Here is a 21913-nt window from a genome sequence, read left to right as displayed (position 1 = left end):
GACTGAGGTGAACGATAAACGGTTAACAGACCCGGCGCCCAGTCTTCCACAGCGGCCTCGATTCCGGCTGACGCCCATGACCGAAGAGGACGGGCGTCAGGTTTGCGGCTGGTTATATCCCGAGCCTTACGACCGATACCGCTGGCCGGCTTGGGAGCAAATGGTTCGCCAGCGGAAGGAGTTCGCGGATCCGGATATCCGGAAAGCCCAGTATCTCGCCGTGCGGGACGAGCGGGGCGAGCTTGCCGGCTACGTGCAATTGTTCGCGTTGGACCGGGCGATCCGTCTGGGGCTCGGACTGAGGCCCGACTTGTGCGATCGCGGATACGGCAAGGAAGTGACGCTTTTGGCGGTACGGGAAGCGGCGAAGCGGCGCCCTTGGGCGGAGATCGATCTGGAAGTGGAAACCTGGAACAGGCGTGCGATTCGCGTTTACGAAAAGGCGGGCTTCAGAGCCCAAGACGAATATGAACGGCAGGCAGGCCACGGCGCCGTCCGCGTGCTCTGTATGGTATGGCAGGGTGAACCGGAGAACAGCGGAGTACACGTGGAATAACGGGAAGCCGCAGCACATACAACTGTAGTGAACAACGAAGATTTGGCGGCGAATGTCCGAAAGGTTTGGCGAAAGTGCGATTTCACCAAGCGAAGGAGGCAGTTTGCCCGATGAAGGCCCTCAATGTGATCAGCCTGATTCTCGTCATTCTCGGAGGCTTGAACTGGTTGTCGGTCGGATTGTTCGAGTACGATGTGGTAAGCGAAATTTTCGGCGGTTCCGCGGAAGTCGGCTCCAAGGTGGTTTACATCGTTGTAGGTGTTGCGGCTCTATACGCGCTGTCGTTTTTTGGAAAGGTGTCCGATACCGATTAACTGGAGGAAACAAGAAAAATCCGAAGCTTCGCGGCGGTTGCCGGAGCTTCGGATTTTTCGTTGTTAAGGCACCAATGCGGTACCGAACTGCGCGGCACTGAGGCGGGCGTAGACGCCGCCGGAGGCCAGCAGCGCTTCGTGCGATCCTTCCTCCGCTATGCCTTCCTCGGTCACGACGACGATGCGGTCCGCATGCCGGATCGTGGCGAGCCGGTGTGCGATAATCAGTGTCGTACGATTGCGGGACAAGCGCTCGAGTGCTTGCTGGATCGCAAGCTCCGTCTCGGTGTCGAGCGCCGAGGTCGCTTCGTCGAGGATGAGAATCGGCGGGTTTTTCAAGAAGATCCGCGCAATCGACAGCCGCTGGCGCTGCCCGCCGGACAGCTTCAAGCCGCGTTGGCCGATGAGGGTGTCTAGCCCGTCCGGCAAAGCCTGCAGCATCGGCTCCAGATGCGCCTGCCGCGCCGCCTCCCAAATCTGTTCCTCGGTCGCGTCCAATTTGCCGTACGCGATGTTTTCCCGGATCGTTCCGTTAAACAGGAACACGTCCTGCTGCACGATGCCGATCTGATTCCTCAGCGAATGCTGCGTCATCCGGCGAATATCAATCCCGTCGATCGTGATTTCGCCTTCGTCGATTTCGTAAAACCGCGGGATCAAGCTGCACAACGTGGACTTGCCTGCCCCGGAAGGCCCGACAAGCGCTAACGTTTCACCGGCCCGTATATGCAAATTGATATTTTTCAGAACATGCGCGTGATTCTCATAGCCGAACGTCACGCTGCGAAACGCAATATTCCCCTTAAGGTTTCGCACCTCGACCGCATCCGGCGAATCCTTCACATCCGGCTCGGTGTCCAGCAAACTGCACAATCGCCGGAATCCCGCCATTCCTTTCGGATACATCTCCAGCAGCACGTTGATTTTCTCGATCGGACGCAAAAAGATGTTCACATATAAAAGAAAGCCTATCAGTTCACCGTAGGTGAGCTTTCCCTGGTACGTATACCAGGCTCCGCCGATAAGGACGAGAAGCGAAATGACGCGTGTGAGCATGTAGATGCTGGACCAGCTGAACGACATCGTTTTATACGATCTCAGCTTCGCCGAACGGAATTTCCGGTTGTTCTCCTCGAAACGCCGGAGCTCGAACTCCTCGTTGCCGAACGACTTCACGACGCGGACCCCGGATATCGTGTCTTCCACGCGGGCATTCACGTCGGCGATGCTCTCCAGCATATACGTGTCCGCTTTGTTCAGCTTGGCGTTGAAGAAGACGATGAGCCATGCGAGAATCGGGACTGCGACCAACGTAATGAGAGAAAGCTCCCAGTTCACCATGAACATGATGCCGAACGCGCCGGCCAGCGTCATGAGCGCAATGAACAAGTCTTCGGGTCCGTGGTGCGCCATCTCGCCGAGGTCGAACAAGTCGTTCGTGAGCCGGGACATGATTTGGCCGGTTTTGGTATTGTCGAAAAAACGGAACGAAAGCTTCTGTACATGATGGAAAAGCTGTTTACGCATATCCGTCTCGATGTTGATGCCCAGCATATGGCCCCAATAGTTTACGACAAACTGCATACCCATGCTGATCAAATACAACGCCAAAAGACCGGCTCCGGCCCAGGCGATAGCCGACCAGTTCTTGTCGGGCAGCAGGGTATCGATGATCCATTGGACGGCGACCGGGAAGCCCAGCTCGAGCAAGGCGACCAGCACGGCGCAGGCAAAATCCAGCAGAAAAAGTTTCTTATAAGGTCGGTAATACGATAAAAAACGACGAATCAAATAAGCCCCTCCAAGCTGTCGCGCCGGGCGAACGGCTTTTTATTCATCGTAAGCTTTGGCCGATTCCATGTCCAGCCTCGTCAGCCCGCCGGAGTGCCATGTCGTGAGCCGAAGCGTCACGCGCCGGTAATCGATCGAAATAAACGGATGGTGATTCAAACGTTCCGCAATGTCCGCCACCTTGTTCACGAAGGTGATGGCTTCGGGGAAGCTCGGGAACAAATATTTTTTCACGATCGTTTTGCCTTCCTCGGCCTGCCAGCCGGACAAGGCTTGCAAGCCTTCCGCAATTTCCGTCTCGGTGAGAATCGGTTCTTTGGCCATGATCAGCCGACCTCCTCCATTCGGATGGATGAGCGGGCGGACTCCCGCTCCAACGCCCCGTATTTCCGGCGATACCGTTCCAGCAGCTTGATCCAGGAAGGACCGAATACGCCGAGGAAAAACACATTGGCGGCTGCGTGGATGAAATCGAAAGGCAATCCCAAGCCATACATCGCGGCGATGGAAGCCCATGATTGCTCCCTTACCCATATATCTATGGCAAGCGTAATATTTTGAATCCAATCATACAAGAACCCCCAGCAGGCGCCGAACAAGAGAAGCGGAAGGCGTCTGCGGAAGAGCGGTCGGTGATGCGCCATCAGTCCGGCGGTGAAGCCGGCCATGCCCCAGCCGAACATTTGCCAGGCGGTCCATGGGCCTTGCCCGAGAAAAAAGTTCGAAACGAGCGCCGTAACGGCTCCGACCATCCAGCCCGCTTCCGCGCCTAATACAACCCCGGATATGATGACGATGAAAGTTACCGGCGTGAAATTCGGCAGCAAGACGGCGAACGGAATGCGGCCCACCGAGGCGACGGCAGCCATGACCGCCATGAGCACCAGTTCCCTCGCTTGGCGCTCGCGGCGTTCGAATCGCCATAGGAACGGCGCCATGGACAACAGCACGAGCACGATGCCGATCAGCAGCGAATTTCCACGCTGCAGTGCCGTAAAAGCCACATACAGGTAGATGACGGCAATCGGCAGCACCAGCAGCTTGGCGTCCACACGGCGGCGGATCGCGTTTTTCATCGCACATCCGCCTCCTCTGCAGGAGAAGACGTAAGGGAATTGAGCAGCCGGTGCAGCGGCGTGGCGTAAAACAGGTTGCCTTGGAAAAAGGTTTCGGGCTCTTCGTCCGCCACGATTTCCCCTTGGAACAACAGCGAGCAGCGATTGGCGTATGCGGCGGAGAACTCCACGTCGTGCGTGGCGATGACCATCGTGGTGCCGGACTCGTGGACCGTGCGCAAGTGGGCCGCGAGCCGCGTTTTGGCCGCCGCATCGACGCCTTTGGTCGGCTCATCCAGCAGCAGAAGCTGAGGCCGCCCGAACAGCGCCATGGCCAGGGCGCCGAGCTGACGCTCGCCTCCGCTCAAATCGTGCGGATGACGATCCAGTAACCTTTGCAGGCCGAACCGCTCGGCCGATCTCCGCACTTCAGCCGCCGGGTCGGGGCATTCGGCCCTTCTCGCCGCCTGAAACAAATCTTCTTCCAGCGTGTCGTAAGCAAAATGCAGCAGCGGATTTTGCGCCAAATAACCGATACGCGTATAGCGCTCTGCTTCAGGCAAGCGTTTCAGCTTCACGCCTTCCAGCAGCACCTCGCCCCGCTGCGGCGGAAAAAGTCCTGCCAGCAAGCGCAGCAGCGTTGATTTGCCGCTGCCGTTGCCGCCGAACAAGGCGATCCGGTCCCCTTGCCGAATCGTCCATTCAAGCCCGCTCATCACCGCGGGCGAACGCTTGTCGTAGGCGAAGAAGACACCATCGGCCTGCAAAAGCGGTTTTCGGGCTGCAGCGGATGAAGGGCTTTGCCGGGTTGACCCGGATTCGGCCGCGAGGTGTCCCCGGTCGAGAAGCTGCCTGGCTTCTTTGACGGACAAAGGGGGCGGGCCGCTGTCCCTTATCGTCTCGCTATGCGGCTGCGAAAGCGCCCAGCGCGTGACGGCCGGGAGCGCCTCCACCCACGACGGCTCCTGACGCCGCCAAGCCTCTTCGGCGAACCCGCGGGGCGGGCCGTCGAATGCCAATCCTCCCCGCTCGAGCCGCACCACGCGGTCGGCAAGCGGCAGAAGATCGTCGATCCGGTGTTCACTCATAATGACGGTAATACCCCACTCGTCGTTCAACCGCTTGATCATCCCGAGCAGATCCCGCGCCGCCAGCGGATCCAGCTGAGCCAGCGGCTCGTCGAGCAGCAGCAGCTGCGGCTGGAGCATGAGCACGGAAGCCAAATTGACCGTCTGCTTCTGCCCTCCGGACAACTCGTCTGTCCGCCGGGACAACAGCGGCTCCAGGCCGAAAAACCCGGCGATCTCGGCCATACGCCGGCGCATGGCGCTTCGTTCCATGCCGAAGTTTTCCATGCCGAACGCGAGCTCATGTTCCACCGAGTCCACAACCAGCTGATTGTCCGGGTGCTGCATAACAAGTCCGACGGCGGAAGCAGCTTCGCGTGCCGGCCAAGCTTCCAGCGGCCGTCCGTCGAGCAGGATGGAGCCGGAAAGCCGGCCGCCCGGCGACACTTCCCGCTTCAGCAGGCGGAGCAAAGTCGACTTGCCGCTGCCGGACGGGCCGGCCAGCACGACAAATTCCCCGCCGCGCACCGATAAGCTCAAATTCGACAACGCCGCGGTCCGCAAGTCCGGATAATGGAAAGTCAGGTTTTGTAGTTCAACGCTTGCCATGTTTTCCGGTCCCTCCATTCCCAGCCCAGCGGCAGCAGCAAAAACAAGATATAAACCACCAGCACCGATATGTCTCCGTTGCTTAGAGAGACGGATCCAAGCCTCGGATAAATCGTTAAATACCCATTCCCCCGCGACCACAAGAAGAATATAACGGCGGCGGCGATCAGTAAACCCGCAGCGGCGGCTCCATCCCGAACACGAAACCGGAACGCCGGGTAAGCGCTTCTCGGCCCGGTGCCATATCCTCTCGCCTGCATGGAGTCTGCGGTCTGCAGGGCATCCTCGAGCGCCCAAGACAACAGATTGCCCACCAGCCGGGTTCCATGCCGCGCACGAAGCACGAGAGACCCTTGCGTGACCGAGATCCCGCGCGTTTTTTGCACGATCATCAGCTCCTGCATCCGCCTGCGCAGCCGCGGTACCAGACCGGAGGCCATCATGGTGAGAAGAGCGGCCTTGGGAGACACCCGCGCGAACAGATACAGAAATTTATGTTCGGTTATCAAAATCCGGTAAGAGATAAAAAGCGTCACCAGATTCATCAGCGAACACGCCATGGTCACCCCGTAAACGACGGACTCCAGCGTGATCGGAATATCCCCCCAATAAAACAGCACGGTCCGCCCGCGGTGGGACACGAGCGGATTGAGGACCAGCAGAAACAACAGCGCCGACAGTGCGGGTACCGCCCATCTTTTCCATGCCTTCCCGCCGTCCATGTGAAGGTTGAAGATGATAGACGCCGCCCAACCGCACAGCAAAATGACCGGATGAAACAGCAACATGCCGAAGGTCATGCCTCCGGCATAGTACATAAGCATAACCGACGGATGAAGCGACCTTACGCCGAAGCCTTCGTTCATGGCGCCGACCCCTTGCCGCCGGACAAGGCGTCCGCATCCTCGGATGTATAGAACCACTCGATTCGGTCACCCGGCTTCGGTTCGACGGATCCGGCACCCTCTCCGGGTTCCTTGCCGTTCACGCGGTACTTCCACCCGCTTGTCGGACCGTCGTCGAACTCATAAAGCCCATCAATGCCCACCACATAAAATAAAGCTCCGCTTCCCCGCTTCTCATACGCCAGCTTATGCGCCTTAAGCGTACGAATTAACAAGTCGGCGACGGTATCTTTCGTCTTCAAAGCGACTTTTTCCGGTGTGAGGATGGTTCCCCACTCGGCGTTGCCGGCCACCGACAGCGTAATCTCCTTCGCGGCCGGGGCAGGCGAAGGCGAAGCCGGTTTGGGCGCCGGCGAAGGCGAAGCAGACGGCTCAGGCTTCGGTTTGGAAGCCTCGCTTCCGCTGGCCGGTGATGAATCGGAAGGCCGCTCGCTTGGAGATGCAGTCGCCGTAGACTGCGCGGGCTGCGGAGTGTCCGGCGATACAGCCGAAGGAGAAGGACCCGGTTCCGAAATTCGGGAACGGTTCGTCTCATGCGGGCTGGCGGAAGATTCCCCACCGCTTTGCACAGCGGGTGTTGCCGGCGGCACGTCGGAGGGGACTTGCCCCTGCTCCGTGCAAGCCGACATCAGGAACAGGAACACCACTCCCATTCCCGCCGCTTTCACAATCGCACGCCAACGTTTGGCCACAACCGTTCCCTCCTCTCGTTTTTTATTCATTCCTGTCTTTATGCGCCCAGTTTTCCAATGCCAGGCTTCAACAGCACTTTAACCGTTACGACTGCCGCCTGCTCCCGGGTCATCGATTGCTTGGGCGCGAATTTGCCTTCATAGGCCGTCATCCAGCCGCTATCCAACACGGCCTGAACGGCGGGCATTGCTCCACGGGACACTTGCTGCCCGTCAACCAGTGCTGTCGACGTTGCGGCCGTAAGCTTTAATGCCTTCGTCAGCAATTGCGCCGCCTGCTCCCGAGTCAGCTTCGCATCCGGTGCGAATTTGCCCGGAGCGACGCCGGAAACCAAGCCCGCTTTTGCCGCCGCTTCGATTTCCTTCGCGTACCAAGCTTTCGGCGACACATCCCCGAAAGTCGATCCGGCAGCCGGCTTTAGCCCTATCGCCCGCACCAGCGCGGCCACGAATTCCGCGCGTGTAATGGCCTCTTTCGGTTGAAATGCGGTAAGCGAATCCGCAGGCCCATTCAAGATGCCGGCCGCGCGCGCTGTGCGCACCGAATCCGCCGCCCAAACCGAGACCGCGTTTTGATCGTTGTAGCTCGCTGCAACGGTCAGCTTGCTGACGGTTCGAACGACCAAAGGCGCTTTTCCGTCTGTATAACCCGTTATGGAAACCGTGTGAACACCTTCTGGCAGCGCGCTCAGCTTCGCATTTCCGTCGGCGTCGGTCGTAGCGGCCGCACCGCCCGCCGAGACCTTGACGCCAGCCAGCGGTTTCGGATCTTGAAGCTTCCCGGTTTCCCAATTCATATCGCGATAGGTGACTTTCACCGTAACCGGCTGTCCCGGCTTCGGCTGCTGAGGCGTTACCGCTGCCGGCTCAGCCAGCTTCGTGTTATCGCCGTAATAGACGACAAGCTCTTGCCCGTCATCCAACAGGAAAGTTCCGATTCCTTCAGCCGGTACCATACATTGGCCGCCGTCCTTCACGGCAAACAGCCATCCGTCGTATCCGCCGAATTTGCCGGCTTGAATGCCGCCGATGGACGACACATATTTGCCGAAGGAAGTTTCCTTCACTTCATAGCCGATTTGTTTGGCTTTCAGCATGGCTTCCAAAGCCTCCAAAGCCGTACCGCCCCGAGCGGTTCCTTCCGCGATCGTCCGTTGGTCGCCTTCCACCCGAACGGACACTTGCTTGACGTACGATGCAACCGTATAAGGCTGCTCGACCGCCACATACGCGGGAGCGCCGCCGGTCCGATAGCCGTCGACCACCAGCGTGTGCTTCCCTTTCGGCACGTCTCGAAGGGTAGCCTTACCTTCCTTATCCGTAACGGCCGAAACGCCGCCCAGGCTGACGCGGGCTTCTTCCGCCGGACTCACATCCGCCTTGCCGCTATCCCAATCGTAAACTTCTTTCTCGATCGTTACCTGGATCGGCTGTCCTTCACGAGCAGCCGCAGGTTCTACCTTAATGGAATGAATGAGTGCCGTCGTACCGCCGTAATAAATGAACACTTGATCGCCGGCTTGCGGAACGAAGGCCGACAAGCCTTGCGTAATGGCCAACCACTGGCCGCCGCGTTTCACCGCATATTGCCAGCCGTCATACCCGCCGAACTGGCCGTTCTTGAACGACGATACCGAGGTAAGATACGCTCCGTACTGCGGATCGCGCACCACCTCATAAGGGACATGGTTTCGCTTGACCGTTTCAACAAACAATTCCATGCCCGACCGGCCATTCACCGCGGCTTCCGCCAGCTTGCCGTTCGGCCCGGTCACCGTCACTTGAACCTGCTGACCGGCAGGCTGACCGGCATACAGCCCCGGCAAGCCGTCCATCCACCGCTCTACCGCGGTCAAGCCAAGCAAGGCGTACAGCGAAGCCAAGCCGTCGCCTTTGCCGCCCGGCAAGTGGGCAAATTGCCCGTTCGGCTGACGGAATTCCATCAGCCGCGTCAATGCGGATTTACCGTTCTTCAGAAAGCGCGCATCTTGAACCGGATCGATCCCGAGGGAAGTGAGCGCGAGCAGCACCTGCACAGAGCTTTCGCTCGACTCCGGGCTGCCGAATCCTCCGTTCGGCTTCTGCACGCCGGATAACCAGCCGAGCGCCGAATCGACAGCGGCTTTGACTGCAGCATTCTTATCATAGTAAGGAGCGAGAGCAGTCAGCACAATGCCGGTAATATCCACATCGCTCTTGCCCGGTACCAAAGACCATCCGCCGTCGGCCGTACGGTTATCGACCAGCCACTGGATCAGCGCATCCTTCGTCCAACGGTCTTTCGAGCCGGGAGCCGGGTAGTTGCCCGCATCCAACGCCAGCAGCGCGAATGCCGGTGCGTTCGGTCCTTGTGCGGTCATTTTGTCGAAATTCGCGATTTTGCCGAGTAAATCCAGCCCATTGGGGCCAACCTTGCGGGCGTCTCCGCCGTTCGCGTTCACCGCCAGCGCGAGCCGCGCATAATCGGTAACGAGCCGAAGGCTGCCGTCACCCGCGCTCTTCGCGGCCTGCGGCAAATACCGGTCCGCGACGGATTTGCCCGAGCGTGCCAAACCGAGCGCCACCCAGTCGCTGACCGGATTCGCATTCGCCAGCGAAGCCTGCAGCGCACCGAGCGCTTCATCCAATTGCGCGCGCGTCGGCGCTGCTGCCGCCGGATCGGCCGGCTGCGGATTCACCGATGCGTCGGCAGCCCATACGCTGCCTGCCCAAGTGCCGATGGCCAATTGAAGCGCGAGCATCCCTGCGATAATCCCCCGCAGCCAAGCGCTGCGCGTTGTTCCCCGTTTCATCGTCCACACTCCTCTTTTCCCCTATGTAACACGGCAAACAAAAAAAGCATCCCCCTGTAACAGGAGAATGCCGTGTGGTTGGACCCGATCGCGGCAGCGGCTTGCGCGGCCGCTCCGAATTCCGGCGCCGATCGCGATAAGCCGGCCGCTTAGCCGCAGGTTCCGGTCGATCACAATCGCCGAAGCTTCCGCAGGCTTGCCGCCACACCTCCCCTATTCCTCGTAGGTAACGGGTGTTTGTCGAAAACAGGCAGTTCTCCTGGCTCCAGGTTCATCGTCTCCCGGGCCTTCCCGCAAGCGTGGGACGCTGCAGTGGCTGTTCCGGGGACTCCCCATGGTCAGTGGCGGGACCGCGTCGGTTTTGCACCGAACTTCTCTATTAAGCTCTTACGAGCACCTGTTTTCCGCCGTATTCATTTGTGAGCCCATCTTATCACGGATGAAAGACGGTGTCTATATTCCGCTTCGAGACGGCGGCATGCCGTTATGTCGAATTTATGAAAATAGAACCCGGGGCTCTAACAGAATGAACGGGAAGTGTCGATAAACGGGATAGAGTGTCGGTATGTGAGGCAGACAGCCACGCCGATTTCAACTTAATGCTGAGGTGTACGCATGAAAAATTCGACTATTATCGGTTTGGCTCTCGGTGTATTTTCTCTCATCGTCGGGATGATTCTCAAGAAGGCGCCTCTCGCATCCCTGGTGACCAACCCGGCGGCCATTGTCATTATTCTCGTGGGTACGGCGGCTTCCGTGTTCATGGCGTTCCCCATGAGCGACCTGAAGAAACTGCCGAAGCTGTTCAAAATTTTGTTCTCCGAGCCCAAATTGATGTCCAGGCAGCAGCTCATCACGATGTTCATGGAGTGGGCTTCGATCACCCGGCGCGAAGGCTTGCTCGCTTTGGAAGCGAGAGTCGAGGAAATCGAGGATGACTTCCTGAAGTCCGGCATGCGCATGATCATCGACGGCCAGGATCAAGAGTTCGTCCGTGACGTGCTGCTCGAAGATGTCGCCGCGACCGAAGAACGTCACCGTTCCGGGGCCTTGATTTTCTCCCAGGCCGGCATGTACGCGCCGACGCTGGGCGTACTCGGAGCCGTCGTCGGATTGATCGCCGCATTGCAAAACCTCGACGACATGGAGAAGCTCGCGCACGCCGTCGCAGCCGCTTTCGTGGCCACTTTGCTCGGTATTTTCACCGGCTACGTCATGTGGCACCCCATGGCCAACAAGCTGAAAAGGTTGTCCAAACGAGAATCCGACTTGAAGCTCATGATGGTCGAAGGCCTTCTCTCCATCCAGTCCGGGGTGTCGACAATCGCCATCCAGCAGAAGCTGATGGTGTTCCTGACCCCTTCTGAACGCGCCGCTTTCAATGAGAAGGAGGAATCCGGCAGTGAGCAAAGGGAAACGGCATGAACCCCATGAGGAGCATGCGGACGAATCCTGGCTGCTCCCGTATTCCGACCTGATGACGCTTCTGCTGGCCTTGTTTATCGTCCTGTATGCGGTAAGCTCGGTGAACACGTCCAAGCTGACGGAGCTCAGCAAAGCTTTCCGTACCGCGTTCAGCAACGGATTCAGCATTTTCGACAAATCGACGATTGTGGATACGGGGGCTGTGCAGGATAAAGCGGACGAACGCAAACGCCTGAACAACAACGCCACCAAGAGGGCCGAGCTTCGCCAGAAGGAACAACAGGATCTCGAGCATCTCAAGCAGCAATTGGATAAGTATATTAAACAAAATGGTCTTACTACCCAGCTGGAAACGCAGCTTAATCGCTCACAGCTGCTCATCACGATTCGCGACAACGCATTGTTCCCGTCCGGCACGGCGGCTTTGAAGCCGGAATCCCGTAAGCTGGCTGTTTCGATCGGACAAATGCTGCAGCAGTATCCCGACTATGAGGTGCTGGTCACCGGGCATACCGACAACGAGCCGATCAACACGGCCGAGTTCCCCTCCAACTGGGAGCTCAGCTCTAAACGGGCCATCAATTTCATGAAGGTGCTGCTGGAGAATAAGGCGTTCGATCCGAGGTTGTTCAGCGCCACCGGTTACGGGGAGTTCCGCCCCGTTGACACGAACGCTACCGCAGCCGGACGCGCGAAGAACCGCCGGGTGGAAGTGTCCATCCTGCGGAAATACACCGACGGCAATTCGGACGGTCAAGCGTCGCTCGACACCTCGAATCCCGGCGTGACGCTGCTCGATATGAATCCGTCACCGGCGGCCGGCAATACCGGTCAACCGTAAAACGACGACTCCCGGATTCTCTCGTCCGGGAGTTTTTTTCGTAAATTCGCTTGCATTTATTTCAAGTTTCATCGCTTTTCATATGGCATTATTCCGACTTCTGTACTATATTAGAAATAGACCCTAGGTAACTTAATCCAGCGAGTGGGAGAGTTTCAATGGAAGTCTTCTGGTTCCTTGTCTTCTCCGTATTAGAAGCGTCAGCCATACATATCATGCTGCTCAGACTGTTTCGATACGAGGTCCGGCAGTACGTTTTAGCCATTGTAATCTCCAGCTTCTTTTTTTCATTCATCTCTTATGTGTTGCGATCCGAGTTCGATTTGTCCAATTATTTTTCCTTGGTGACGTTGGTTTACTTTGCCATCTTCGCGTTTTATGTTCTTAAGATCCCTTTGATCTGGTCCTTTGCCGTGTCCATCATCGGGAATATATGCAATTTTGTGCTGCAAACGATTATTCTGTTAGTTTGTGCCGGCCTCGGCATTTTGCAGCTCCACGAGATCGACCCTTTCAGTCCCACCGCCCGTATTCAGCAAACTTTGTTTGCCGCCGTGACCTTCATCCTTACCGGCTATCTTTATCGCAAGGGAATCGGGTTTGCTTTTAATTTTGACAGATTCCGCTGGAAAGCCGAAAATATTGTGATGCTCGTCATCATGGGCGGCTTATTCGTTGCTATGATTATCACATTCATTAAGAGAGATATTTATTACCTCGCCGGACTCGACTTCATTATGTTTGCGATTCTCGTCTATCTCGCGATTCGGAAGGAGAGGGCCGATCTTGATTGACGCAATCTCCCGCAAACTGGCCGTCAACATCAAGCAAGCCAATCCCGAGCATCCGGCTAGCGTTGAAGTAATGCGCTACGCCATTGCGTCCATCCTGAATCTCGTCGCCACGATATTGATATCGATTGTGGCGGCCTACTTCTTCGACCATGTTGCAAACACGGTGTTGGCTTTGGCCGCCTTCCTGTCCCTTCGGATGATTTCCGGAGGAAGGCACCTGGATTCCAGTGTCGGATGCTTGCTTCTGACCGTCGCTTTAAGTAACATCATTCCGTTCCTTCACCTTCCGGACACCACGATTTACATTTTAACTTCCGTCAGCATCGTCATCGCCTTCTTTTTCGCACCCTGCAACATGGAAAGAACGAACCGAATTCCCAAACGTTTTTATCCGCTGCTCAAATATTTGTCCATGCTGTATATCGCATCCAACCTTTTGATTTTATCGACTACCATTTGCATATGCTTTTTCATCCAGTGCCTGACCATTATCCAGTGGAGGAGGTGAGGAAATGAAAAAGAAGTTGCTGCAATTCACGGCGTCCGGACTTTTGCTTCTTGCATCCGGACTGGTACTGACAGCTTGCTCTTATTTCTGGCACCAACCTGAAGTACCGGAAGAACTTCTCCAGGCTAAAGAGGGTTAATGCATGGATTGGGACGGCAATTTTAGTCTGATGGTCGACTCGGAAGGACAGGCAGGATTTCGGACAATACACGCCGATGATATCCTGTTCTTTTGCGTCCAACAAAACCAGATTATCGCCCATACTCTGGAAGAGGAGTTATTTACCGGATGGTATTCCCTTGACCGGTTATGGCAGGCTTTAAAATTGTCGGATCCCCGCTTTTACCGCACCGACCGCGTGTACATCGTGAATTTGTCCAAAATCAAGAAGCTCGACCGGGAGTGGGGTAAAATTTACTTCACCGAAGATCCCGGACCGACCAGCAAGCATTGTTATGTGGCCAGGTTGAAGTTATCCGAAGTTCAAAGCCGGATTACATCGCTTGCCGCGGAAGGGTTGTCCTAAGGACAACCCTTTTTCCTTCTTATGCTTGTTTCCTTCGCTCCTTCGTTTCCTCCTCTTCCTGCCACTCTCTCATATTGCGCCAAATCGCCAGGATATCTTGCCCATAACGGGAACCGGGCACCACCCACTTGCCGTTCAGGTCTTCCCAGCAGACGGCGCTTCCACGCAATTCCGCCTCGATCAGCCTCTTCATTCGTAATTCTGGCAAAGGTTCCGCACGCACCGGCGCTTCCATGGAAGCGAAAGCTTGCAGGTACTGAATATGGAGCTTCACCATCTTTTCGAGCCGATCCGCTGACCAAGCGATTCTCCCTTCCCCCCATACGGTATGAGCAAACGGCCTCCATGGCGGTATCCCCGAGGGCGCCGTCCAGGTACGGGTATCCAGCATCGCCTGACAATAGGCGACATCTCCTCTGACTCCATATGCGGCGGAGATGTTTACATACAGGCCGGCCACATCCGGAGCATCAGGGTTTCGCCTTAAAGCGTATTTCCTCATTGTGTCGGCGCCGCAAAGCGAAGTTCCTAAAATAGTCATTCTGCCGGCAGGTCCCATTTCCGGGCGATTCCGGAACGGAAGACGGATGTTCATCCGATCCCCTCCTTGGTTGAGCGATTGTCCACTCTTTACTCTATTCGCCCGCCTGCCAAGGTTTGAACTTCTTTTCCAAGCTGTTACAATATTAAAGACTTATACCCATGCTAAAATAAAAAGTGTGCATAAGTCTGTGGACAAGGGTGATGTTATCCACAAAACTATGCACAGCATGTTAACAACGAATGCGTGTTCGGTGGACAAGAAAGGGGATTTTGCGTGCTGGAAGACGAGAGATGGATGCGGGAAGCGATCTGGCAAGCCCGTCTCGCCGAAGAATTGGGCGAGGTGCCGATCGGTGCCGTCGTCGTACAAGGGGATCAAGTGGTGGGGACCGGATATAACTTGCGGGAGACGCAAAAAGATCCGACGGCTCACGCGGAAATGATCGCCATTCGGATGGCGAGCGAACGGCTTGAAGCTTGGAGGCTCCTGGACTGCACGCTTTATGTCACGCTGGAACCTTGTCCGATGTGCGCGGGAGCGATTTTGCAATCCCGGGTCGAACGTGTCGTATATGGCGCATCGGATCCCAAGGCGGGATGTGTCGGTACGTTGATGGACCTTCTCCAAGACAACCGGTTTAATCACCGGTCCCCTTGGACTTCAGGAGTGCTTCACGACGAATGCGCCTCTCTGCTCACGAATTTCTTCAGGCGGCTGAGGGGGCGACAGTGAAGTTGCTGTGGACAAATATGGCTTTCGACTACCGCTCGCGTCTTTCATGCGCAGACGCTGAAGTTGGACGATAAGCCGGTCCGCCTCTTCACTCACGGCTACAATTTCCGGATCGGTCAGATTTCCCAGGTCTTCGGCCATTTCATACAGCCGACGTTGAAGCATATGGAGTCGATGAACAAGTTGGGCAGTATCCATGCGGCTCTCCCGACCGCTCCTTTCCTTGATTTCGCCATTCAGCGATAGCTTTGTCTATATGCTTTCATTATAAGACAAATAATCTGAGCTTATTGTAGAACGCTGTCGAGAACATTGCTTTTCTTTTCAATTTTTTTTGCAAAATTCGGGTAAAATGACCTAAATTAAAGACCTTTTCAGAAATATTTGTTTCATTTAGGTTGGAAAGGGGTATAAGCCCGCCATGACCAAGAGAATTTTGCTGGTCGAAGATGACGAATCTTTGCACCGCGGCATTGCATTCACGCTGCGGCAAGAAGGCTTCGAGACGACCGGCGCCCGCTCTGTCGCGGAAGCCCGCGCTGCCGTTGCCCGGCAGACGTTCGGGCTTATTTTGCTTGACGTGCAGCTGCCGGATGGCAACGGATTTGATTTGTGCTCGGAAATCCGGCGCTCGTCGGACGTTCCGATTATTTTTTTGACAGCGAGCGATCAGGAATTGGATGTGGTGAGGGGCCTGGATCTGGGCGGTGACGATTACATCACCAAACCATTCCGGCTGCGGGAATTTTTGTCGCGGGTTCACGCCGTATTGCGAAGGCGGTCCGTACCCGGAGCCGTTCAGCAGGAACAGCACCTGCTTCCGAACTCGTCCTTGACGCTATATCCCAAAGAGTTGAGGGTCGTAAAGGACGGGCAGGACATCCCGCTCAGCTTGACGGAGTTCAGGCTGCTGTCTCTCTTTTTGGCCAACCCTCGCGCGGTCTTATCGAAAGATCATATCATTCAAAAGGTTTGGCCGGACGGCGTGGAAATTCTGGATGATAATACAGTAGCGGTAAATGTAAGGCGCCTCCGCGAGAAGATCGAAGACGATCCGCAAAATCCGCTGTTGATCACGACCGTACGGGGAGCCGGTTACCGATGGAACGGATAGAACAACACGCTGGTCGGTTGTGGAGGAATCCGGCGGTCCGGCGGCTCGCTCTGTTGCTCACTGCCGCATTCGCCGCTGCCGCCCTTTTCATATGGCTGTTCTCCCTGGATTCCTCCGAACGCCTGAAGCGGCAATGGCTGGAACAGCAAGCGGCCATGATCGGCAAAATGTCGGCTGCCGATCCCGGGTTGACAGCCCAATGGGCAAGCCTTCTCGCGCATCCGGAATCCTTATCGCCCGAAGATAAGGAGAATGGAAAGCGACTGGCGGAACAGTACGGGCTGACGCCCAATTTGGAGGCACAGTTCATTCCCGTTTTATCCGCTTACTCGGAGCGTACGGTAATCGCACTCGCCGCCGGCTTCTTCCTCTTGATTGGCCTGCTTGGGGCAGCGATTCTTCGAGAATATCACAGACAGTCGGCGGATATCCGCAAACTGGCCGTTTCATTGGAAGATACCGTGAAACACAACCGTCCGATGGCGTTCCGGTTATACGAGGAAGGCGAGCTGGGCCTCCTGGCGAACGCCGTTCAGGAGCTGGCGATTCGGTTGCAGGAGACCATCGGACAGCTTCATCAGGAAAAAGATTTTCTCAAAGATACGGTAGCCGATATTTCGCACCAGTTAAAAACGCCGCTGGCTTCGCTGACCATTTATCTCGATCTGCTTCGCGAAGGGAATGTGGATCAGGCGTCGGCCTCCGAGTTTTTGGACACGTGCAGGCGGGAATTGGACCGGATGGAATGGCTGATTCAGACACTCCTCAAAATCGCCCGTCTGGAAGCGGATGCCCTGCAGCTCATCCTAAACCCAGTGCCCGTACAGGACACAGTCGATAGATCGGTAATGGCCGTAAAGCGGCTGGCTGATAATCGCGGTGTGCATGTCGCCGTGATTCCACCTGCTTTGTCGGCGGATGGGCCGGTGCCTCACGATCCCCGCTGGCTAGCCGAAGCACTCGCCAATTTAATCAAAAATGCGGTGGAACACACTCCGAGCGGCGGAGAAGTGACCATTGGCTGGGAAACGACGACCGTTTTCCTCCGGCTCTATGTGCAAGATCAAGGACCAGGAATCGATGAAAAGCACCTGCCTCACATTTTCAAAAAATTTTATCGCACTTCACGGGCAGGAAGCGGAGTCGGGCTGGGGCTGCCACTGGCCAAAACGATTGTCGAGAGACACGGCGGCATGCTGACTGCGTCTTCCCGGAAAGAGGGCGGCTCCCGTTTCGTGTTGACGCTGCCCCTCCATTCCCTGCCGGACACAGATACAATTTAAGAAATTCTTACGATTCTGTAAGCCGGAACACAAGGGATTTGTAAGATTGCCGCGCTATACTGTCCTCATAAAGCCGGAAATCGGCCATCTGAAGGTGAGGTACGATAGATGAACGTCATTACTGCAGACGGACTCGGCAAAACATACGGTAAAGGCAGTACGCAGGTCCACGCGTTACAAGACGTATCCTTTGCCGTTGGGCAAGGGGAATTCGTGGCGGTCGTCGGCGCGAGCGGCTCCGGCAAAAGCACGCTGCTGCATTTGCTCGGCGGCTTGGATAAGCCGACCTCCGGACATGTCCACATCGACGGAGAAGATTTGTACGGGCTGAAAGAGAAAGAGAGAGCCGTGTTCCGCCGCCGCAAAATCGGTTTTATTTTTCAATCCTATAATTTGATTCCCGTGCTCAATGTGGAGGAAAACATTCAGCTGCCGCTGCTGCTCGATCATAGGCAGCCGGACAAAGCCTATGTTCACGATCTGATCCGTACGCTCGGATTGGACGCACGGCGGAAACACCTTCCTTCCGAGCTGTCCGGCGGACAACAGCAGCGCGTCGCGATCGGACGGGCACTCGCTTATCGCCCCGCCATTGTGCTCGCCGACGAGCCGACGGGCAATCTGGACACGGCGAACGGTCGTGAAGTACTAGAGCTATTGAAGCTCGCGGTGAAGCAATTTCATCAGACGGTCATCGTTATCTCGCACGACATGAACGTGGCCGCCGAAGCCGATCGCGTCATCCGGCTGCAGGACGGACGGCTCATTGAAGATACTCGGGGAGGAACACGGGTATGAGGGGCTATGGCGTGCTGGCAGGGCGTTATTTGAAGCAGCAGCGCCGACGGTCCCTGCTTACGGTGCTCGGCATCGTGCTGTCCGTTGCGCTGATCAGCGCCCTCCTGACCATGGGACAGGCGCTCAAGGATAATATGCTGGATCAGCAAATCTATGAACAAGGGGCATATCATTTCGGCTACCCGAAGCCGGAGGCCAAGCTGTACGACAAGCTGAAAGGTCATGCTTTGGTGGACAAAGTCGCGGTTGTTCGAATGGGTTCGGAGACTCAGCTGGACGACGTATACAAAATTTATGTGTATGAAGTGAACAAGGACGCCTACGAACTGACGCCGATTCATCTCTCCACAGGCCGGCTGCCGGAATCTCCTGACGAGCTGGCGGCGGAAGAATGGATCGTCCAGCGGCTGCCCGGCAAACCGAAGCTTGGTGATCAAGTCACATTGAACGCTGCGGACGGGAAACCGCATGTTTACCGTTTGGTCGGGTTGTTGAAAAACGAGCAATTCACGCAAATGGAGCGATCTTCTCGTGCCTACAGCCTGCTGCCGGTGTCCGCCCCTGCACCCGGAGCGAAGTCCGAGTATCACGATCAACTGTTCGTTTCACTGAAATCGGGGGCAGATATCGGCGCGCATTTGGACGAATTCTCCAAGCTGGGCGATCCTTTCAGCACGAATACCCGGGTGCTGGCGCTCATGGGCCAATCGCCGGACAGCGGCTTAAACCGCGCGCTCATGGTAATTTTCGGCACATTGGTCGGATTGGTCGTATTATCAACGATCGCCGTCATCTACAACGCTTTTCATATTTCGGTGCTGGAACGGATCCGTCAATTCGGATTATTGCGCACGATCGGCGCCACCCCGCGTCAAATTCGCAGTCTTGTGTTTCGGGAAGCCACCGTGCTGGCGGGAATCGGCATTCCGCTCGGCCTGGCGCTCGGCTGGGGCGCGTTGTGGCTGGTGCTGTGGCTCATGATTCAAGGCGGATTCCATATTCTGCAGATGGAGCAATTTCAGCTCACTTTCCATTGGTGGATTATGGGCTTAAGCGTAGGCGTCGGAATTGCCGCGGTGTACTTGGCCGCTTGGCTGCCCGCCCGCAAAGCGTCCCGTGTGTCGCCGGTGGATGCCGTAAAAGGAGCAGGCAGCATCGTCCGCGAGTCCTACCGTCGTGCCCGCTTGCCTTCCCCGCTTCGCTTGCTGGGGATCGAGGGAAAAATGGCTTCCACCAACATTCGCCGTAACCGGACCAAATTCCGCATCACCACTTTTTCCATCGTGGTCAGTGTCACTTTGTTCATTGTGTTCCATTACTTCACCCAGGAAGCGTTCAAGCTGACGGTCGATACGACGGCAAACAACAAAATCGCATTCGAAATCGGCGGGCGTATTATCGCGCAGGAAGATACCGCCCAAGGCGGCAAGGCGGCGGATTTCTTGAATTCGGAAACGTTAGACCGGATCACCCAGCTTCCTGGCGTTGAAGCGGTATACGGACGATACAATACGCGGGTCGTTTCCGCTCTCGTCCCCGACACCATGGTCAATGAAAATTTCGAGCAGAAGATGAACATTCATTTTGTCGATATCCAATGGAATGGAGAACAACGCCGCGCCGTCTCCACATATGTGCAATTATACGACGATGCGAGGTTGAGCAAAGCCGCTTCCTATCTGAAATCCGGAACGGCAGACGCGGCCAAGTTGGACGAAAGCGATGGCGTCATCCTCATTCAAACCGTTAAACCTTACCTCAGGTCCGACAAAAAAAAGCAAGTTTTCGAATTGACGGGGTACAAGGTCGGCGACACGTTGACTTTGCAGATGGGCGACAATCCTACGGACGAGAAAACCGCCCGACAGGTCAAAATCCTCGGCATCCTGTCGGAATCCGCTTTTGACAGGCCGTACGAACAGGATGCTCTTACGGTCATCGTGACGAAAAACATGATGCAGAAGCTCCTGGACGCGCCTCCTCTCACAGGCGACCCTTTCGGCACGGCGCTGATGGGTGTCCAAGTGGCTTTGAAAGATGGAGCGGACTCCGAACCGGTACGTATTGCTCTTGAGCAAATAACGGCCGATATCCCCGGCGCGCAATTGGTGAACATTGTGGACCGGCAACGAGAGCAGCGTCAGTTCGCCGTGCAAATGCAAATTTTCGTGTATGGGTTCCTGGCGGTTATCGGTCTCATCGGCAGCTTAAATATCATCAACACGGTTCAAACCAACTTGCTGCTCCGTCGACGGGAGATGGGTCTCCTTCAAGCGGTCGGCATGACGATGGGTCAAATTCGAAGAATGGCAACAGCCGAAGGCGCGTGGTTCGGCGTGATCGGGGGCTTCTGGGGACTTTTGCTGGGAGGCGGTCTGAGCTACTTCCTCTACAGCCAGCTTACCGGCATAGAGGGTATCCCGTTCGTCTTCCCTTGGGGAGGCGCGTTAATCGCCTGCGTATTTGCACTTGGGGTCGGACTGCTGTCTGTACAAGGGCCGCTCCGCAAGATGGCCAAAGCCAATCTGATCGAAGAGCTGCGCGAAGATGCCTGACGCCGTCATTCCCAGTGATTTCAACTTTGCACGAGACGCAATTTCTGATAAAATGATTATCGCACCGCGCGCCCGTAGCTCAGCAGGATAGAGCGACAGTTTCCTAAACTGCAGGTCGTACGTTCGAATCGTATCGGGCGCGCCATACTTAAACAGGAGAGAACCGTTTATGCGGTTCTTTTTGTCTTGGCAGCACTCATGTTATGATAGTAGGAGTGTCGAACTTATCCGACCCCGAGAAAACTTTGTAACGAAAGTGGGCGTATCATGGGCCGCAAATGGAATAATATTAAAACAAAAAAAGCTTCGAAGGACGCCAACACGAGCCGCATCTATGCCAAGTTCGGCGTCGAAATCTACGTCGCCGCGAAGAAAGGCGAACCGGATCCGGAATCCAACCGGGCGCTTAAGGTTGTACTTGAACGCGCAAAAACATACAACGTGCCGAGAGCGATCATCGACCGCGCCCTTGAGAAGGCGAAAGGCAGCGGGGACGACAACTACTCGGAACTGCGTTATGAAGGCTTCGGACCGAACGGTTCGATGGTGATCGTCGATACGCTGACCAATAATGTGAACCGTACCGCCGCCGACGTGCGATCCGCGTTTAATAAGAACGGCGGCAGTATGGGTGTGAACGGATCTGTCGCTTACATGTTCGACGCGACTGCCGTTTTCGGCATCACGGGGAAATCGGCGGACGACGTCATAGAGCTGCTCCTTGAGGCTGATGCTGACGTGCGCGACGTCTTTGAGGAAGAGGAAGCCGTCATCGTATATGCCGCACCAGACCAGTTTCACGCTGTGCAGGAAGCATTCCGCAACGCGGGGATTACCGAATTTACGGTAGCCGAAATCATCATGCTTCCCCAAACGTATGTCACGCTTCCGGAAGATGCGCAGGCTCAATTTGAAAAGCTCGTCGATGCTCTGGAAGATTTAGAGGATGTTCAGCAGGTTTACCATAACGTCGAGTTGGAAGAGTAATCTTTAAGCAAAAGTCTTGCCGCGT

The 21913-nt window shown here is 56.1% G+C and carries 23 protein-coding genes, 1 tRNA gene and 1 riboswitch; of the genes, 15 read left to right on the top strand and 9 right to left on the bottom strand.

All coding sequences use genetic code 11. The features are described from left to right. Positions 1-7 precede the first annotated feature (7 nt). Both E5161_RS19145 and E5161_RS19140 read left to right on the top strand, forming a co-directional pair. Positions 8-556 carry a GNAT family N-acetyltransferase gene (locus tag E5161_RS19145; protein WP_246042441.1) on the top strand — a complete coding sequence of 183 codons (549 nt, stop codon included), beginning with the start codon at positions 8-10 and terminating at the stop codon, positions 554-556. 110 nt (positions 557-666) lie between these two features. Further along, positions 667-870 carry a DUF378 domain-containing protein gene (locus E5161_RS19140; RefSeq protein WP_136779492.1) on the top strand — a complete coding sequence of 68 codons (204 nt, stop codon included), beginning with the start codon at positions 667-669 and terminating at the stop codon, positions 868-870. A gap of 63 nt (positions 871-933) precedes the next feature. Here E5161_RS19140 and E5161_RS19135 read toward each other — a convergent pair whose 3' ends face one another. Genes E5161_RS19135 through E5161_RS19105 form a run of 7 tightly spaced genes read right to left on the bottom strand, consistent with a single transcriptional unit; the run spans position 934 to position 9781 of the window. Then, the gene (locus E5161_RS19135; RefSeq protein WP_136779491.1) at positions 934-2661 is read right to left on the bottom strand and encodes an ABC transporter ATP-binding protein; all 1728 of its coding nucleotides are present in this window, start codon (positions 2659-2661) and stop codon (positions 934-936) included. 39 nt (positions 2662-2700) lie between these two features. Beyond that, positions 2701-2985 (bottom strand): 4a-hydroxytetrahydrobiopterin dehydratase, encoded by a 285-nt coding sequence (locus tag E5161_RS19130; RefSeq protein ID WP_136779490.1) that lies wholly within the window; start codon positions 2983-2985, stop codon positions 2701-2703. Between the two features lie 2 nt (positions 2986-2987). Then, positions 2988-3737: an ECF transporter S component gene (locus E5161_RS19125; protein WP_136779489.1), complete on the bottom strand. Its 750-nt coding sequence runs from the start codon at positions 3735-3737 to the stop codon at positions 2988-2990. After that, on the bottom strand, positions 3734-5392 hold the full coding sequence (locus tag E5161_RS19120; protein ID WP_169306768.1) for an ABC transporter ATP-binding protein: 1659 nt from the start codon (positions 5390-5392) through the stop codon (positions 3734-3736). The genes E5161_RS19125 and E5161_RS19120 overlap by 4 nt, the downstream gene beginning before the upstream one ends. Continuing rightward, the gene (locus E5161_RS19115) at positions 5365-6258 is read right to left on the bottom strand and encodes an energy-coupling factor transporter transmembrane component T (protein ID WP_136779487.1); all 894 of its coding nucleotides are present in this window, start codon (positions 6256-6258) and stop codon (positions 5365-5367) included. The genes E5161_RS19120 and E5161_RS19115 overlap by 28 nt, the downstream gene beginning before the upstream one ends. Beyond that, positions 6255-6989 (bottom strand): DUF4430 domain-containing protein, encoded by a 735-nt coding sequence (locus tag E5161_RS19110; protein WP_169306767.1) that lies wholly within the window; start codon positions 6987-6989, stop codon positions 6255-6257. The genes E5161_RS19115 and E5161_RS19110 overlap by 4 nt, the downstream gene beginning before the upstream one ends. 38 nt (positions 6990-7027) lie before the next feature. Then, the gene (locus tag E5161_RS19105; protein WP_136779485.1) at positions 7028-9781 is read right to left on the bottom strand and encodes an S-layer homology domain-containing protein; all 2754 of its coding nucleotides are present in this window, start codon (positions 9779-9781) and stop codon (positions 7028-7030) included. Between the two features lie 232 nt (positions 9782-10013). Then, a riboswitch (cobalamin riboswitch) is annotated at positions 10014-10197 on the bottom strand. A 199-nt stretch (positions 10198-10396) separates the two neighbouring features. Here E5161_RS19105 and motA point away from each other — a divergent pair. The 6 genes from motA (at position 10397) to E5161_RS19075 (ending at position 13875) form a co-directional block, all read left to right on the top strand. Continuing rightward, positions 10397-11206: a flagellar motor stator protein MotA gene (motA, locus tag E5161_RS19100; protein ID WP_136779484.1), complete on the top strand. Its 810-nt coding sequence runs from the start codon at positions 10397-10399 to the stop codon at positions 11204-11206. Beyond that, positions 11184-12047 (top strand): flagellar motor protein MotB, encoded by an 864-nt coding sequence (locus E5161_RS19095; protein ID WP_136779483.1) that lies wholly within the window; start codon positions 11184-11186, stop codon positions 12045-12047. Before motA ends, E5161_RS19095 begins: the two co-directional genes overlap by 23 nt. Positions 12048-12205: 158 nt before the next feature. After that, complete coding sequence (locus E5161_RS19090; protein ID WP_136779482.1) at positions 12206-12841, top strand: hypothetical protein; 636 nt, start codon at positions 12206-12208, stop codon at positions 12839-12841. Continuing rightward, a complete protein-coding gene (locus tag E5161_RS19085; RefSeq protein ID WP_169306766.1) occupies positions 12834-13349 on the top strand; it encodes an accessory gene regulator ArgB-like protein in 516 nt (171 codons plus the stop codon). Before E5161_RS19090 ends, E5161_RS19085 begins: the two co-directional genes overlap by 8 nt. A 4-nt stretch (positions 13350-13353) precedes the next feature. Beyond that, complete coding sequence (locus E5161_RS19080; RefSeq protein WP_136779480.1) at positions 13354-13488, top strand: cyclic lactone autoinducer peptide; 135 nt, start codon at positions 13354-13356, stop codon at positions 13486-13488. Positions 13489-13491: 3 nt separating this feature from the next. After that, positions 13492-13875, top strand: coding sequence for a LytTR family DNA-binding domain-containing protein (locus E5161_RS19075; RefSeq protein WP_136779479.1), 384 nt, complete (start codon positions 13492-13494; stop codon positions 13873-13875). 19 nt (positions 13876-13894) lie between these two features. On the opposite strand, the gene E5161_RS19070 is transcribed toward E5161_RS19075, so the two are convergent. Next, positions 13895-14470 carry a hypothetical protein gene (locus E5161_RS19070; RefSeq protein WP_136779478.1) on the bottom strand — a complete coding sequence of 192 codons (576 nt, stop codon included), beginning with the start codon at positions 14468-14470 and terminating at the stop codon, positions 13895-13897. A gap of 222 nt (positions 14471-14692) precedes the next feature. Here E5161_RS19070 and tadA point away from each other — a divergent pair, with 222 nt between their 5' ends. Then, positions 14693-15151 (top strand): tRNA adenosine(34) deaminase TadA, encoded by a 459-nt coding sequence (tadA, locus tag E5161_RS19065; protein ID WP_136779477.1) that lies wholly within the window; start codon positions 14693-14695, stop codon positions 15149-15151. On the opposite strand, the gene E5161_RS19060 is transcribed toward tadA, so the two are convergent. After that, on the bottom strand, positions 15080-15316 hold the full coding sequence (locus tag E5161_RS19060) for a Spo0E family sporulation regulatory protein-aspartic acid phosphatase (RefSeq protein WP_281279893.1): 237 nt from the start codon (positions 15314-15316) through the stop codon (positions 15080-15082). The genes tadA and E5161_RS19060 overlap by 72 nt on opposite strands. 256 nt (positions 15317-15572) lie before the next feature. Here E5161_RS19060 and E5161_RS19055 point away from each other — a divergent pair, with 256 nt between their 5' ends. The 6 genes from E5161_RS19055 to E5161_RS19030 all read left to right on the top strand — a co-directional run bounded on the left by E5161_RS19055 (position 15573) and on the right by E5161_RS19030 (position 21888). After that, positions 15573-16265: a response regulator transcription factor gene (locus tag E5161_RS19055; protein ID WP_136779475.1), complete on the top strand. Its 693-nt coding sequence runs from the start codon at positions 15573-15575 to the stop codon at positions 16263-16265. Further along, complete coding sequence (locus E5161_RS19050; RefSeq protein WP_136779474.1) at positions 16253-17548, top strand: sensor histidine kinase; 1296 nt, start codon at positions 16253-16255, stop codon at positions 17546-17548. Before E5161_RS19055 ends, E5161_RS19050 begins: the two co-directional genes overlap by 13 nt. Before the next feature lie 108 nt (positions 17549-17656). After that, positions 17657-18346, top strand: coding sequence for an ABC transporter ATP-binding protein (locus E5161_RS19045; RefSeq protein ID WP_136779473.1), 690 nt, complete (start codon positions 17657-17659; stop codon positions 18344-18346). After that, complete coding sequence (locus E5161_RS19040; RefSeq protein WP_136779472.1) at positions 18343-20901, top strand: ABC transporter permease; 2559 nt, start codon at positions 18343-18345, stop codon at positions 20899-20901. The genes E5161_RS19045 and E5161_RS19040 overlap by 4 nt, the downstream gene beginning before the upstream one ends. A gap of 68 nt (positions 20902-20969) precedes the next feature. Further along, positions 20970-21046, top strand: a tRNA-Arg gene (locus E5161_RS19035). A gap of 122 nt (positions 21047-21168) precedes the next feature. Continuing rightward, complete coding sequence (locus tag E5161_RS19030; RefSeq protein WP_136779471.1) at positions 21169-21888, top strand: YebC/PmpR family DNA-binding transcriptional regulator; 720 nt, start codon at positions 21169-21171, stop codon at positions 21886-21888. Positions 21889-21913: the final 25 nt, after the last annotated feature.

Origin of the sequence: Cohnella pontilimi, from assembly GCF_005049045.1 — a bacterium.
Classification (GTDB): domain Bacteria; phylum Bacillota; class Bacilli; order Paenibacillales; family Paenibacillaceae; genus Cohnella; species Cohnella pontilimi.
This window is presented reverse-complemented; position numbering and strand designations above follow the sequence as displayed.